The organism is Arthrobacter sp. TB 26 (genome assembly GCF_000427315.1).
Taxonomy (GTDB): domain Bacteria; phylum Actinomycetota; class Actinomycetes; order Actinomycetales; family Micrococcaceae; genus Arthrobacter.
On sequence record NZ_AUPJ01000154.1, the window covers coordinates 6,926 to 20,891 of the forward strand.

At 66.0% G+C, this 13,966-nt stretch carries 14 protein-coding genes and 2 pseudogenes (2 of these 16 cut by a window edge); 11 read left to right on the top strand and 5 right to left on the bottom strand.

Annotated elements, in window-relative coordinates; genetic code table 11:
- From glyA to K789_RS0105100, 10 genes and pseudogenes are all read left to right on the top strand, one after another.
- Positions 1–1,080 (top strand): annotated as a pseudogene (glyA, locus tag K789_RS22360) (serine hydroxymethyltransferase); it begins 392 nt to the left of the window's first position.
- Between the two features lie 3 nt (positions 1,081–1,083).
- Positions 1,084–2,016 carry a bifunctional methylenetetrahydrofolate dehydrogenase/methenyltetrahydrofolate cyclohydrolase gene (locus K789_RS0105060; protein ID WP_024365809.1) on the top strand — a complete coding sequence of 311 codons (933 nt, stop codon included), beginning with the start codon at positions 1,084–1,086 and terminating at the stop codon, positions 2,014–2,016.
- Positions 2,017–2,217: 201 nt separating this feature from the next.
- Positions 2,218–3,168: an ABC transporter ATP-binding protein gene (locus tag K789_RS0105065; RefSeq protein ID WP_024365810.1), complete on the top strand. Its 951-nt coding sequence runs from the start codon at positions 2,218–2,220 to the stop codon at positions 3,166–3,168.
- Positions 3,161–4,012 (top strand): ABC transporter permease, encoded by an 852-nt coding sequence (locus K789_RS0105070; RefSeq protein ID WP_024365811.1) that lies wholly within the window; start codon positions 3,161–3,163, stop codon positions 4,010–4,012. The genes K789_RS0105065 and K789_RS0105070 overlap by 8 nt, the downstream gene beginning before the upstream one ends.
- Positions 4,009–4,842 (top strand): ABC transporter permease, encoded by an 834-nt coding sequence (locus K789_RS0105075; protein ID WP_024365812.1) that lies wholly within the window; start codon positions 4,009–4,011, stop codon positions 4,840–4,842. Before K789_RS0105070 ends, K789_RS0105075 begins: the two co-directional genes overlap by 4 nt.
- A gap of 78 nt (positions 4,843–4,920) precedes the next feature.
- On the top strand, positions 4,921–5,487 hold the full coding sequence (locus K789_RS0105080) for a hypothetical protein (protein ID WP_024365813.1): 567 nt from the start codon (positions 4,921–4,923) through the stop codon (positions 5,485–5,487).
- Between the two features lie 10 nt (positions 5,488–5,497).
- Positions 5,498–6,331, top strand: coding sequence for an exodeoxyribonuclease III (locus K789_RS0105085; RefSeq protein WP_024365814.1), 834 nt, complete (start codon positions 5,498–5,500; stop codon positions 6,329–6,331).
- A 20-nt stretch (positions 6,332–6,351) separates the two neighbouring features.
- A complete protein-coding gene (gene trpS / locus K789_RS0105090; protein ID WP_024365815.1) occupies positions 6,352–7,395 on the top strand; it encodes a tryptophan--tRNA ligase in 1,044 nt (347 codons plus the stop codon).
- Between the two features lie 4 nt (positions 7,396–7,399).
- The gene (locus tag K789_RS0105095) at positions 7,400–8,062 is read left to right on the top strand and encodes a 2'-5' RNA ligase family protein (RefSeq protein ID WP_024365816.1); all 663 of its coding nucleotides are present in this window, start codon (positions 7,400–7,402) and stop codon (positions 8,060–8,062) included.
- Positions 8,063–8,168: 106 nt separating this feature from the next.
- Complete coding sequence (locus K789_RS0105100) at positions 8,169–9,173, top strand: YihY/virulence factor BrkB family protein (protein WP_051180909.1); 1,005 nt, start codon at positions 8,169–8,171, stop codon at positions 9,171–9,173.
- On the opposite strand, the gene K789_RS0105105 is transcribed toward K789_RS0105100, so the two are convergent.
- The 5 genes from K789_RS0105105 to sdhC all read right to left on the bottom strand — a co-directional run bounded on the left by K789_RS0105105 (position 9,130) and on the right by sdhC (position 13,570).
- On the bottom strand, positions 9,130–9,900 hold the full coding sequence (locus K789_RS0105105; RefSeq protein WP_024365818.1) for an alpha/beta hydrolase family protein: 771 nt from the start codon (positions 9,898–9,900) through the stop codon (positions 9,130–9,132). The genes K789_RS0105100 and K789_RS0105105 overlap by 44 nt on opposite strands.
- A 92-nt stretch (positions 9,901–9,992) precedes the next feature.
- Positions 9,993–10,775, bottom strand: a complete 783-nt coding sequence (locus K789_RS0105110) for a succinate dehydrogenase iron-sulfur subunit (RefSeq protein WP_024365819.1) — start codon at positions 10,773–10,775, stop codon at positions 9,993–9,995.
- 1 nt (position 10,776) lies between these two features.
- Positions 10,777–12,576, bottom strand: coding sequence for a succinate dehydrogenase flavoprotein subunit (gene sdhA / locus K789_RS0105115; RefSeq protein ID WP_024365820.1), 1,800 nt, complete (start codon positions 12,574–12,576; stop codon positions 10,777–10,779).
- A 125-nt stretch (positions 12,577–12,701) separates the two neighbouring features.
- Positions 12,702–13,187, bottom strand: coding sequence for a succinate dehydrogenase hydrophobic membrane anchor subunit (locus tag K789_RS0105120; RefSeq protein WP_024365821.1), 486 nt, complete (start codon positions 13,185–13,187; stop codon positions 12,702–12,704).
- Positions 13,188–13,189: 2 nt separating this feature from the next.
- Complete coding sequence (sdhC, locus tag K789_RS0105125) at positions 13,190–13,570, bottom strand: succinate dehydrogenase, cytochrome b556 subunit (RefSeq protein WP_084507261.1); 381 nt, start codon at positions 13,568–13,570, stop codon at positions 13,190–13,192.
- Between the two features lie 301 nt (positions 13,571–13,871).
- Between sdhC and K789_RS22365 the strand changes: the two are divergent.
- Positions 13,872–13,966 (top strand): annotated as a pseudogene (locus K789_RS22365) (mannose-1-phosphate guanylyltransferase) (it continues 1,065 nt past the right edge of the window).

Below are 13,966 nucleotides of genomic sequence, written 5' to 3' on the forward strand. Positions count from 1 at the left end.
GGCGGCTGCGAATACGTCGACATCGCCGAGCAGCTCGCGATCGACCGGGTCAAGGAGCTTTTCGGCGCCGAATACGCCAACGTCCAGCCGCACTCCGGCGCCCAGGCCAACGCCGCGGCGCTCTCCGCCATGATCACCCCGGGGGACAAGATCCTCGGCCTGTCCCTGGCCCACGGCGGCCACCTCACGCATGGCATGAAGCTCAACTTCTCCGGCAAGCTCTATCAGGTTGCCGCCTACCAGGTCGAGGAAGACAACTTCCGCATCGACATGGACAAGCTCCGCGAGCAGGCCATCGCCGAGAAGCCCCAGGTCATCATCGCCGGCTGGTCCGCCTACCCGCGGCACCTGGACTTCGCGGCCTTCCGATCCATCGCCGATGAGGTCGGGGCGCTGCTCTGGACCGACATGGCGCACTTCGCAGGCCTTGTGGCCGCCGGCCTGCACCCGAGCCCGATCCCGTACTCCGACGTCGTCACCTCCACCGTGCACAAGACCCTCGCCGGCCCCCGTTCCGGCGTGATCCTGGCCAAGAAGGAGTGGGCGAAGAAGATCAACTCCAACGTCTTCCCGGGCCAGCAGGGCGGACCGCTCATGCACGTCATCGCCGCCAAGGCCGTCGCGTTCAAGATCGCCGGCACGGAGGAATTCAAGGAGCGCCAGGAGCGCGTCCTGGAAGGCGCCCGGATCATCGCCGACCGCCTGAACCAGGCCGATGTGTCCGACGCCGGCGTCTCCGTCCTCACCGGGGGCACCGACGTGCACCTGGTCCTGGTGGACCTGCGCAACTCCCAGCTCGACGGCCAGCAGGCCGAAGACCTCCTGCACTCGGTCGGCATCACGGTCAACCGCAACGCCGTGCCGTTCGACCCCCGCCCGCCGATGGTCACCTCGGGCCTGCGCATTGGCACCCCGGCCCTGGCCACCCGCGGCTTCGGCGCCGGGGAGTTCACGGAGGTCGCCGAGATCATCGCCACCGCTCTGAAGGCCGGTTCCGCCACCGACATCGAGGCGCTCCAGTCCCGCGTGGACAAGCTCGCCGCAGACTTCCCGCTGTACCCGCAGCACGAGCAGTGGTAGGCCATGACTTCTGCAGAGACTGCACAAACAGCTGAACGGGCACAGATCCTCGACGGCAAAGCCACCGCCGCCACCATCAAGGCCGAACTGACCGAGCGCGTGGCCGCGCTCAAGACCCGGGGGATCGTGCCGGGCCTGGGCACCATCCTGGTGGGTTCTGACCCGGGCAGCACCTGGTACGTCGGCGGCAAGCACAAGGACTGCGCCGAAGTGGGCATCACGTCCATCCGGCGTGACCTGCCGGAGGAAACCACCCAGGAGGAGCTCCTGGCCGTGGTCCGGGAACTCAACGGGAACCCGGAGTGCACCGGCTACATCGTCCAGCTCCCGCTGCCCAAACACATCGACCAGGACGTCATCCTGGAGGCCATGGACCCCGACAAGGACGCCGACGGCCTGCACCCGATGAACCTTGGCCGGCTCGTGGCCAACGTCAGCGGCCCCATGAAGTCCCCGCTGCCGTGCACCCCCAAGGGCTGCGTGGAGCTGCTCACCCGGCACGGCATCAGCCTCAACGGCAAACGCGTGCTGGTGGTGGGCCGCGGCGTCACGATCGGCCGCCCGGTGGGGCTGCTGCTCACCCGGAAGGACGTCAACGCCACTGTCATCCTGGCCCACACCGGCACGGTGGACCTGCCCGCCGAACTCCGGCAGGCCGACGTCGTGATTGCCGCCGCCGGCCAGCCGCACATGATCAAGGCAGCGGACCTCAAACCGGGTGCCATCGTGCTCGACGTCGGCGTGAGCCGCGTCGATGACGGCTCCGGGAAGGCCGTCGTCACCGGAGACGTGGACCCCGCAGCGGCCGGCGTGGCCGCCTGGCTGTCCCCGAACCCCGGGGGAGTGGGCCCGATGACCCGCGCCATGCTGCTGGCCAACGTGGTGGAAACCGCGGAACGCCACCTCGCCGAAGCGGACACCGCGAACCGCGCCTGAGCCGCCGCACCCAGGGCGCCCCTCCTCCCGGAGGCGGCGCCCTGACGCATTTAAGACCCCGACATAACGGAATGGCTAACGTCTGGATTTTTTACGAAAAGACTCTTTCATAGTTCGGCGGTTTCCACTACCGTGATTCGGGTGCCTGAACTAGTCTCAAAAGAATCCTCAGCCAAGGAAGCCTCTCAAAAGGACGCACCATTGAGCCGCCCCGCCGAATCCGGCCCGCCGGAGTATGTGATCACGGCCGAGAACCTGACGAAGCGCTACGGTGATGTCGTCGCCGTCGACGGTATCTCCTTCTCCGTCCCTGCCGGCGAGGCGTTTGGCCTGCTCGGCCCCAACGGCGCCGGCAAGTCCACCACCATGAAGATGATCGGCGGAGTGTCCCAGCGGACCTCCGGGAGCCTGAGCATCATGGGCCTGGACCCGGACGAGAACGGGCCGGAGGTGCGCGCCCACCTGGGCGTCGTCCCGCAGCAGGACAACCTGGACGAGGAACTCAAGGTCCGGGACAACCTCCTGGTCTACGGCCGCTACTTCGGGCTGCCGATGAGCTACCTCAAGCCCAAGGCCGATGAACTGCTGGAGTTCGCGCAGCTCACCGACAAGGCAAAGTCCAAGGTCGATGCGCTCTCCGGCGGCATGAAGCGCCGGCTGACGATCGCACGCTCCCTCATCAACGAACCCCGGATCCTGCTCCTGGACGAACCCACCACCGGGCTGGACCCGCAGGCACGGCACATCCTCTGGGACCGGCTGTTCCGGCTCAAGGAGCAGGGCGTCACCCTGATCCTCACGACCCACTACATGGACGAGGCCGAGCAGCTCTGCGACCGCCTGATCGTGGTGGACAAGGGCAGGATCATGGCCGAGGGTTCGCCCGCGAGCCTGATCCGCGAATACTCCACCCGCGAGGTCCTCGAGCTGCGCTTCGGCTCGGAACGCAACGCCACGGTCGGCGCCGAACTCGAAGGCATCGGCGAACGGCTCGAAACCCTGCCGGACCGCGTCCTGATCTACGCCCACGACGGCGAGGCCGCCCTCGAGGAGGTCTCCGCCCGCGGGCTCCGGCCGGTGACGTCGCTGGTGCGCCGGTCCTCGCTCGAGGACGTCTTCCTGCGCCTGACCGGCAGGAGCCTCGTTGACTAGGCAGGCGACGACGGCGGCTCCCGCACTGCGCGCCCATTCGCCGGAGGTCTCGGCCGCCCGCGCCCGGCGCTGGGGCTCGCTCTACTTCGCCGAGCACGTCCTCCGGGTGATGAAGAGTTACGGCTGGACCATCGTCATGTACGGCGTCGGGCAGCCGGTCGCCTACCTCTTCGCCATGGGCGTGGGACTGGCGACACTGGTCGATACGAACAGCGAGGCCGGCTTCGGCGGGGTCAGCTACCTGGTCTTCATCGCACCGGCGCTGCTGGTCTCGGCCGCGGTCATGACGGCGGCGAACGAATTCACGTTCCCGGTGATGGACGGCTTCAAGTGGCGCCGGATCTACTACGGCCCGCACGCCTCGCCGCTGACGCCGGAGCAGATCGCGTTCGGGCAGATCATCGCCGTCACGGTGCGTTTCCTGCTGCAGTCCGCCATCTATTTCGCTGTGGTGGCGTTGTTCGGGGCGTCGCCGAGCGGCTGGGGCTGGGTCTCGATCCTGGTCGCCACCCTCGCCGGGCTGTCCTTCGGGCTGCCGCTGATGGCCTACGCCGCCTCGATCAAGCAGGACAAAGGCCAGTTCGCCATGGTCATGCGGTTTATCGTGATGCCGCTGTTCCTGTTTTCCGGCACCTTCTTCCCGCTGGACACGCTGCCCCTCGCCGTGCGCTGGATCGGCTGGATCTCGCCGATCTGGCACGGCACCGAACTGGGCCGGGTGTTCAGCTACGGCTACCCGGAGGAACCGCTCCTGACCATCGCCCACGTCGTTTTCCTGCTGGCCCTCACGGTGGCCGGCTGGGTCCTGACCAAACGCCAGTTCATCAGGAGGATGGCCGGATGAGCGCCGTCACCACCAGCCACAGCGCCACCGAGGCGGCGCGCAACCGAAAGTTCGGGCCGCTCTACTCCCGGAACGTCCGCGCCGTCGTCGCCCGCGGTCTGATGGCCACCAAGAGCAGCAACTGGATGGTCATGCTCTCGGGCTTCTTCGAGCCCGTGCTGTACCTGATCTCGATGGGCGTCGGGCTGGGCGCTATTGTCGGCCCGGTGCAGGGCCCGGGCGGCGGGGAGATTTCCTATGCCGCCTACATCGCCCCGGCCCTGCTTGCCGTGTCCGCCATGAACGGGGCCGTCTACGATTCCACCTGGAATGTCTTCTTCAAGATGAACTTCGCCAAGCTGTACCAGGGCATGCTCTACACGTCCCTTGGCCCGCTGGACGTCGCCATGGGGGAGATCTTCCTGGCCCTGCTGCGTGGCCTGATGTACGCCACCGGGTTCACCGCAGTCATGGGCCTCATGGGGCTGATCACCACGCCGTGGGCCATCCTCATGGTCCCGGCCGCGGTGCTGATCGCGTTCGGTTTCGCGAGCTTCGGGATGGGCATCACGAGCTTCATGAAGACGTTCCAGCAGATGGACTGGATCAACTTCGTGATGCTGCCGATGTTCCTGTTCAGCGCCACCTTCTACCCGCTCAGCGTCTACCCGCAGTACATCCAGTGGCTCATCCAGGCGATGCCGCTGTGGCACGGCGTGGAACTGCTCCGGCAAATCAGCGTGGGAGCCTTCACCCCGGCAACGGCGGTCCATATCGGCTACTACCTGGTGATGATCGCCTTCGGCCTGCTGCTGACCACCGGACGGCTGCGCCGGCTGTTCCTCAAATAACCGGCCCCGTCCGCACGCGCCCGTTCGCCCCGGGTGGAAGCGGCCCGGGGCGGTGCGGGGGTTTGCGATAATAGGCTCATGCAATCTCTGGGCAACCCCGCGTCTTCCAAGCCGTCCACGAACAGCGCCAAGTTCTCCATGTTCCGCATCAGCGGTCCCGGGATGATGGTGTTCATCATCGCCTTCGTCGTCGCGGTCATCTTTGCCGCGAACCAGAACGACGTCGTTGGCTGGATCGTGGCGATCATCGCCGGCTTCTGGCTCGCCTTGGCCTCCTTCGTGGTCTTCAGCATCCAGAAGGCAGCCAAGAAGGCCGGAGCCAAGCTCACGGAAGCGCAGAACGCCTTCAACGCGGCGGCCGGCCGGTCGCCGTCGTCGGGCAGTGCGGACCACGGCAGCACCCGGCTTGTGGAGGTCCGCCGCGAAGCGGACGACGTACGGGACCTGAAACTCGACCACTCGTTCAAGATCGTCCAAGTCCAGGTCCGCGTCGTCGAGCAGGAACGGGCGAAAGGCGCCGCCTCGGACCAGGACACGATCCGCAGGGCGCTCGAAACCATCGAGATCACCGCCACCAACGCCCGGGACATGATCAAGTCCTCCGGCGGCCCGGACGAACCCGTCTCCGGAACCATTGTCGACTAGAGTGGATCGGGTGATATCGGCATTGAAGAAGGACAACCTTCGCATCGCAACAGTGAACGTCAATGGCCTCCGCGCCGCGTATAAGAAGGGCATGGCGGAGTGGCTTGAGCCGCGCGAAGTGGACATTCTCTGCCTGCAGGAGGTCCGCGCGCCTGACGCGATCGTCCACGAACTGCTCGGCGATGGCTGGTACATCCTGCACTCGGAAGCCGAGGCGAAAGGCCGCGCCGGCGTCGCCATCGCGTCCCGAACCGAACCCGTGCAGACCCGTATGGGCATCGGCGACGACTACTTCGCCACCGCGGGCCGCTGGGTCGAAGCCGACTACACCGTCCGCAACGCGGCGGGCGAGGCCTCACAGCTGACCGTCGTCAGCGCTTACGTCCACTCCGGCGAGGCGGGCACCCCGAAACAGGACGACAAATTCCGTTTCCTCGACGTGATGGTCGACCGGCTCCCCGAGCTGGCCAAACACAGCGACCATGCCCTCGTGGTGGGCGACCTCAACGTTGGCCACACGAAGCTGGATATCAGGAACTGGAAGGGCAACGTCAAACGTGCCGGCTTCCTTCCCGAGGAGCGTGCGTACTTCGACCGCTTCTTCGGTGAGGACATCGGCTGGAAGGATGTTCACAGGGGCCTGGCGGGCACCGTCGACGGCCCCTACACCTGGTGGTCGCAACGGGGACAGGCCTTCGACAACGACACGGGCTGGCGCATTGATTACCACATGGCCACGCCCGCTCTCGCTGCTGCCGCAGTGTCAGCCGTTGTCGACAGGGCACCGTCCTGGGACACCCGCTTTTCCGACCATGCCCCGCTGGTAGTGGACTACCGGCTCTAAGTCCGAAGGTTTTTATCAAGATGACTAGCTCAACCGCCGCTGCACCCAAGAAACGCATCCTCTCCGGTGCCAAGCCCACCGCGGATTCCCTGCACCTGGGCAACTACATCGGTGCCGTCCGCAACTGGGTGGACATGCAGTCCGAATACGACGCCGTGTTCTTCATCCCCGACCTGCACGCCATTACCGTCGACTTCGAGCCTTCCGAGTTGGCCAAGCGGACGCGCGTCGTGGCGGCCCAGTACATTGCGGCCGGGATCGATCCGGACAAATCGATCTTCTTCGTGCAGTCGCACGTTCCTGAACATGCGCAGCTGGCGTGGGCGCTGAACTGCATCACCGGGTTCGGCGAAGCCTCCCGCATGACACAGTTCAAGGACAAGACCCAGAAGTCCGGAGCGGAAGCCGCGACCCTGGGCCTCTTCGCGTATCCGACCCTGATGGCCGCCGACATCCTGCTGTACCAGACGGACCTGGTGCCGGTGGGCGAGGACCAGCGCCAGCACCTCGAGCTGACGCGCAACCTGGCGCAGCGCTTCAACACCCGCTTCGGGGAGACCTTCACAGTGCCCGAGGCGACCATCCTCAAGTCCAGCGCGAAGATCTACGACCTCCAGAACCCCGCAGCCAAGATGTCCAAGACCGGCGAGTCGCCCAACGGATCCATCCAGCTGCTCGAGGACCCCAAGGTCGCTGCCAAGCGCATCAAGTCCGCCGTGACGGATGCCGGAACGGAGATCCGTTTCGACCCCGAAGGCAAGCCGGGCGTCTCCAACCTGCTGACCATCTACTCGACGCTGACCGGCAAGCCCGTGGCAGAGCTGGAAGCCGAGTACCAGGGCAAGATGTACGGCCACCTGAAGACGGACCTGGCCGAGGTGATGGTGGACTTCATCACGCCGCTGCGGAACCGCACCAACGAGCTGATGGCCGATCCTGCGGAGCTGGACAGGCTGCTGGCCCAGGGCGCGGAGCGTGCCCGCGACATTGCCTCTGTCACGCTGGCACGGGTCTACGAGCGCATGGGGTTCCTGCCCTCGCTCAGCTTGGCCGGGGTCCGCTAGCGCGATGTCCTCCGTCAGCAAAGTCACCGCTCACGAGTCGAAACGCGGCACCCCGCGCGCCGGCAGCAGCACGGCTCCGGACACGGACACCCAGGGCGATGGACAGCGCAGCGAAGGCATCAGCATCGGCGTGATCCTGGGATTTCCGGCGGAGATCGCCGAGGAACTCCAGCGCTGGCGCGCCTCCTTCGGCGACCCCATGGCGGGCGTCATCCCTGCCCACATCACGCTCGTGACGACCACCATGACCCAGGACTGGGACGCGACGCGGAACCACGTGCGTGAGGTCGCAAGCAAGCAGGAGCCCTTCAACGTCACCATCGCCGGCACCGGGTCCTTCCGGCCGGTGTCCCCAGTGGTCTTCCTCAACGTAGAGGACGGTTTCGGCGACTGCGTGAGCCTTCACCAGCAGCTCCAGACCGGACCGCTGGAGCGGGAGCTGCCGTTCGCGTACCACCCGCACGTCACGGTCGCCCACGACGTCGCGCCGGAAAGCCTCGACGAGGCCGAAACGGCCCTCAAGGATTACAGGGCCACGTTCCCGGTGGCTAGCATGGGACTTTACGAACACGACGACAACGGCATTTGGCAGCTACGGGAAGAGCTTGACTTTGGGACCGAACGTGACAGCGACCGAGGCGAGGACGGTGCCGCAGCCGCCCGCTAAGCCACCCCTTCCCACTGATCTGGCCGGGCTCAAGCTGGAAGTCATCCGCAAGAGGCTCGACTGGGGCAAGGTCCGGCGCTCCGGCGGCGGGGGGATGGCATCACTGATGGCGATGGTGCCGTGGCTGCTCGCCCGGCTCAACACCTTGCGTCCGCTCCGCGCCTTCCAGCACTACAACCTCCAGCACGGCCCGCTGATGAGCGCCGGCATCGGCTTCAGGATGTTCTTTTCCATCACCGGTCTGCTGGCCACCGGATTTTCCCTCGCCGGCCTGTTCCTGCGCGGACAGCCAGCGCTGCTGGACCAGATCGTCAAGAGCGTCGCCACGGCGGCGCCCGGCCTCCTGCAGGTCGACGGCGGCGAGGGCCTGGTTGATCCCTACCAGCTGCTGAACCCTTCCAACCTCGGCTGGACTGCGGTGATCGCGGCCGCGGTGACGGTGTTCACTGCCCTGGGCTGGATGAGCGGCATCCGCGACGGTGTGCGGGGCATGATGCAGCTCGGCCCGCGGGGGATGAACCCGGTCCTGCAGATACTGCGCGACGCCGGCACCCTCCTCCTGCTCGGGGTGGCCCTCGTGATCAGCTCGGCAGCCTCGCTGGTCTTCGGTACGGCGGCGGGCTGGGTGGCCGAGCAGCTGAGCCTCGATCCGCTGATCGCCGGGCCCCTGACGACCTCCGTGACGATCCTGGTGCCGCTGCTGCTCGGCTGGGGGACCGCCCTGATCATGTTCCGGGTGGCCGCGGGGCTGAAGCTGGCCCGGCGCTCACTCCTGGAAGGGACCCTCCTCGCCGCGGTGGGCACCACCGTGCTGCAGATCTTCAGCACCCAGCTGCTGGCCAGTGCGGGGAAAAACCCCATCCTGGCGCCCTTCGCCATCATCATCGGCCTGCTGATCTGGTTCAACCTGGTCAGCCAGGTGTACGTGGTCTGCGCCGCGTGGGTGGCGGTCCGGGAGCGGGACCTCAGCCTGCAGCCGGCCACCAAAAAGACCGGGTGGGGGGCCCGTCGGGTCCAGCCGGGCAAGACGCCCGTGGAGTCCGGCGAGGGCCACCGCCCGGCCGTGGCTACGCGGTGGCGTCGAGGTACTGGTCGGCCCAGGCTGAAATAATCTTCGCGGCGCGCGCCGCCTGGCCCTTGCCGGTCAGGAGGTGGTCGGAGCCCTCCAGCGAGACGAAGCTGCGCGGATGGCGTGCGGTCTGGAAGATGGTGCTGCCGTTCTCGATGCCCACGGTGTTGTCAGTGGGGGAGTGCAGCACCAGCAGCGGTTTGTGCAGCTGCCGGATGCAGTCCGTCAGGTCCGCGTGTTCCAGGTCCTCCACGAAATGCCGGCGGATCTCCACCCGCTTGCCGCCCAGGTCCACCTCGGCGCTTCCCTCGCTCAGGATCCGGTCCAGCGCGGCGTCAAACACGTGGGCCACGTGTTTGGGCGAGAACGGGGCGCCCACGGTTGCCACGGCGTCGAGCTCCGGGATCTCCCGTGCGGCCGCCAGCACCGCGGCTCCGCCAAAGGAATGACCCACGAGCAGGGAAACCGGCCGGCCCGAGTCACGCATGAATTCGGCCGCCTTCACGGTGTCCGCCACCTTGTGGCTGAAGGAGCCCTCCGACCACAGCCCGGCCGATTCGCCCAGGCCCAGGTTGTCGAAGCGGAGCATGCCCACCCCGTTGTCCGCCAGAGCCTTGCACATCCGCGAGGCGGAGGGGCTGTCCTTGCCCAGCGTGAAGCCGTGCGAGAAGACGCCCCAGCCTTTCACCGGCCCCTCGGGGACATCGACGATGCCGGACAGGATTTCACCGGTGGAACCCTGGAAGGAGACTTTTTCGGAGCGGGACACGTGGACCTTTCGATAAGGGGGCCGACGACGACAACGGCGCCCCCACCGGGAAGGTGAGAGGCGCCGTCGTCGTACTTCTTTTAATGCAGCTGCTAAATCTTGCGGGACAGAATGGCCTGCTTGACCTCAGCGATGGCCTGCGTGACCTGGATGCCGCGCGGGCATGCCTCGGTGCAGTTGAAGGTGGTGCGGCAGCGCCACACGCCTTCCTTGTCGTTGAGGATCTCCAGGCGCATGTCGCCGGCATCATCACGGGAATCGAAGATGAAGCGGTGCGCGTTCACGATGGCCGCCGGGCCGAAGTACTGGCCGTCGGTCCAGAACACCGGGCAGGACGACGTGCACGCGGCGCAGAGGATGCACTTGGTGGTGTCGTCGAACCGCTCGCGGTCCTCGGCGGACTGCAGGCGTTCCTTGGTGGGCTCGTGGCCGCGGTTGATCAGGAACGGCATGACTTCGCGGAAGGACTGGAAGAACGGTTCCATGTCCACGATCAGGTCCTTCTCCACCGGCAGGCCCTTGATCGGCTCGACCGTGATGGGCTTGGACGTGTCCAGGTCCTTCAGCAGGGTCTTGCAGGCGAGTCGGTTGCGGCCGTTGATGCGCATGGCATCGGAACCGCAGACGCCGTGTGCACAGGAACGGCGGAAGGAGACGCTGCCGTCGATTTCCCACTTGATCTTGTGCAGGGCGTCAAGGACACGGTCGGTGCCGTACATGGTCACGTGGAAGTCATCCCAGGTGGACTCGTCGGAGACCTCGGGGTTGTAGCGGCGCACCCGCAGGTGCACGTCGAAGGAGGGGATGTCCCCGCCGCCCCCGATGTGGGCGGGCAGTTCGATCTTGGAGGCTGGCTCAGCAAGTTCAGCGGTCATCTTAGTACTTCCTCACCATCGGCTCGTAACGCGTAAAGACCACCGGTTTGGTGGCCAGCCGGATGCCCGCAATGGCCTCCGCGGAACCATCCGCCGGAGCATGCTCATCCTTGTACGCCATGGAGTGCTTCATGAATTTTTCGTCGTCGCGCTCGGGGAAGTCCTCGCGGAAGTGGCCGCCGCGGGATTCCTCGCGGTGCAGGGCCGCCACGGTCATGACCTTGGCGAGCTCCAGCAGGAAGCCCAGTTCCACGGCCTCGAGCAGGTCCAGGTTGAAGCGCTTGCCCTTGTCCTGGACGCTGATGCGCTGGTACCGCTCCTCGAAGGACGCGATGTCCGTCAGGACCTGGTTCAGCGTGTCGGCGGTGCGGAACACCTGCATGTTGGCATCCATCGTGTCCTGCAGTTCCTTGCGGATCGCAGCGACCTTCTCGGTGCCGTCAGAGGTGCGGACGTGGTTCAGGAGGTCCAGGGTGTAGGCCTCCGGGTCGACCGGGAGGTCCACGAAGTCGGCGGTCTTGGCGTACTCCGCGGCGGCGATGCCGGCGCGCTTGCCGAAGACGTTGATGTCCAGGAGCGAGTTGGTGCCCAGGCGGTTGGAGCCGTGCACGGAGACGCAGGCAACCTCACCGGCGGCGTAGAGTCCCGGGACCACGGTGTCGTTGTCCTGGAGCACCTCGGCGCTGATGTTGGTGGGGATGCCGCCCATGGCGTAGTGCGCCGTCGGGAAGACCGGCACCGGCTCCGTGTACGGCTCGACACCCAGGTAGGTGCGGGCGAACTCGGTGATGTCCGGCAGCTTGGCGTCGATGTGTGCCGGCTCAAGGTGCGTCAGGTCCAGGAGGACGTAGTCCTTGTTCGGGCCGCAGCCGCGTCCCTCCCTGACCTCGTTGGCCATGGAGCGGGCCACAATGTCGCGGGGTGCGAGGTCCTTGATGGTGGGGGCGTAGCGCTCCATGAAGCGTTCACCCTCGGAGTTGCGCAGGATCGCGCCTTCGCCGCGGGCGGCCTCGGAGAGCAGGATGCCCAGGCCGGCGAGGCCTGTCGGGTGGAACTGGAAGAATTCCATGTCCTCCAGCGGGATGCCGCGGCGGAACGCGATGCCCATGCCGTCACCGGTGAGGGTGTGGGCGTTGGACGTGGTCTTGAAGACCTTGCCCGCGCCGCCGGAGGCGAACACCACGGACTTGGCCTGGAAGACGTGCAGCTCGCCGGAGGCGAGGTCGTAGGACACGACGCCGGCAACGCGCTTCTGCTTGTACGGCGTGCCGTCCTCGCGGACAGCGTCCTCCTCGACCGTGAGCAGGTCAAGGACGTAGTACTCGTTGTAGAACTCAACGTTGTGCTTGACGCAGTTTTGGTACAGGGTCTGCAGGATCATGTGGCCGGTGCGGTCGGCGGCGTAGCACGCACGGCGGACCGGGGCCTTGCCGTGGTCGCGGGTGTGGCCGCCGAAGCGGCGCTGGTCAATCCGGCCTTCGGGCGTGCGGTTGAACGGCAGGCCCATCTTTTCCAGGTCCAGGACGGCGTCGATCGCTTCCTTCGCCATGACCTCGGCGGCGTCCTGGTCAACCAGGTAGTCGCCGCCCTTGATGGTGTCGAAGGTGTGCCACTCCCAGTTGTCCTCTTCGACGTTGGCCAGGGCTGCGCACATGCCGCCCTGCGCCGCGCCGGTGTGGGAGCGGGTGGGGTACAGCTTGGTCAGTACTGCTGTTTTGGCGCGCTGACCTGATTCGATCGCCGCGCGCATCCCGGCGCCACCGGCACCGACGATGACGACGTCGTACTTATGGACCTGCATACCAGACGCTCTTTCTCTCAAAATTCGCTAACAACACCGGCCGGCGGAGCAGGCCCGGTGAAACCTCGTGGAAATCCCGTGCCTGCACTGGCAGGCAATGTTCGGGTGCCGCTGGGGCTGCGCCGCTACGGCGCGGGGCAGAAGCCGCCGGGCAGCTGGACACCGTTGACCACGGGGCACGGGTCAAAGGTGAAGATGACCATCGTGCCGAGGATGATGATGGCGGTGGTGGCCGCGTACAGCACGATCTTCAGCCACAGGCGAGTGGCGTCCTTCTCGGCGTAATCGTTGATGATGGTGCGCACACCGTTGGTGCCGTGCAGCATGGCCAGCCACAGCATGGCGAGGTCCCAGATCTGCCAGAACGGGTCGGCCCACTTGCCGGCCACAAAGCCGAAGTCGATGGCGTGGATGCCCTCGCCTACCAGCAGGTTGACGGCCAGGTGCCCGAAGATCAGGACAACGAGGACCACACCGGAAAGCCGCATGAAGAGCCATGCGAGCATTTCGAAGTTCCCCTTGGAACCGCCGTGGCGGCGGTACTGCGGCGCAATCCGGTTGCTGCCGATCTTTGCGGCACTGCGTGGGCTCTGAATTTCAGTTGCACTCATGGCTAGTGACCTCCAAGGGCGAGGGAAAGGTGGCGGATGGAGAAGCCCACCATGACGACTACCCAAAGAATGAGCACCGTCCACAGCATCTGGCGCTGGTACTTCGCGCCCTTCTTCCAGAAGTCGACGGCGATGATCCGCAGGCCGTTGAAGGCGTGGAACACAATCGCTGCGACAAGGCCCGTTTCACCCAGGGCCATCAGGGGGTTCTTGTAGGCACCAATCACGGCGGTGTAGGCCTCGGGGGACACACGCACCAGTGAGGTGTCCAGCACATGGACCAACAAGAAGAAAAAGATCACTACACCGGTAATGCGGTGTCCAACCCAGGACCACATGCCTTCACGGCCGCGGTACAAGGTGCCAGCTGGTTTTGTCGGCACTGAATAAACCTCCCTGCAACACAGCGGCGCTGGCATGGGATCCACGCGGGGGGAACGCCTGCTGCGAGAGCACTCATAAACTCAAGCCTAAATCTAGGCTTCGCTCACAGCTTATTCAATTCAGCCACCCGTTGGTGACGACGCCCGGCGGGCTTTTCGACTCCTTTTGAGACGAACACCACATTCGCTGGACCGCACGGAAGCGCCGCCGTCGCCTAAAGGACGGCGTCCGGGGCTGCGCTGTGCCGCCTCCGGCACTGCATCAAGGGCCTAGACAGCACGTTCGGCTAAAGTAGCGGTGATGACTACAGACAAAGTGACAAGCCAGGACGCACCGCAGGGTTCGGCGCAGGGCTCAGCCCTGGACCGATTTATTGCGGTGATTCCGGCAGGCGG

Excerpts from the sequence above, each read along its gene's own strand:
- K789_RS0105120 (WP_024365821.1), bottom strand. The coding sequence starts at position 13,187 with ATGAGTGCAACTGAAATTCAGAGCCCACGCAGTGCCGCAAAGATCGGC.
- K789_RS0105100 (WP_051180909.1), top strand. The coding sequence starts at position 8,169 with ATGGCGATGGTGCCGTGGCTGCTCGCCCGGCTCAACACCTTGCGTCCG.
- K789_RS0105110 (WP_024365819.1), bottom strand. The coding sequence starts at position 10,775 with ATGACCGCTGAACTTGCTGAGCCAGCCTCCAAGATCGAACTGCCCGCC.
- K789_RS0105060 (WP_024365809.1), top strand. The coding sequence starts at position 1,084 with ATGACTTCTGCAGAGACTGCACAAACAGCTGAACGGGCACAGATCCTC.
- K789_RS0105095 (WP_024365816.1), top strand. The coding sequence starts at position 7,400 with ATGTCCTCCGTCAGCAAAGTCACCGCTCACGAGTCGAAACGCGGCACC.
- K789_RS0105080 (WP_024365813.1), top strand. The coding sequence starts at position 4,921 with ATGCAATCTCTGGGCAACCCCGCGTCTTCCAAGCCGTCCACGAACAGC.
- trpS (WP_024365815.1), top strand. The coding sequence starts at position 6,352 with ATGACTAGCTCAACCGCCGCTGCACCCAAGAAACGCATCCTCTCCGGT.
- sdhA (WP_024365820.1), bottom strand. The coding sequence starts at position 12,576 with ATGCAGGTCCATAAGTACGACGTCGTCATCGTCGGTGCCGGTGGCGCC.
- K789_RS0105075 (WP_024365812.1), top strand. The coding sequence starts at position 4,009 with ATGAGCGCCGTCACCACCAGCCACAGCGCCACCGAGGCGGCGCGCAAC.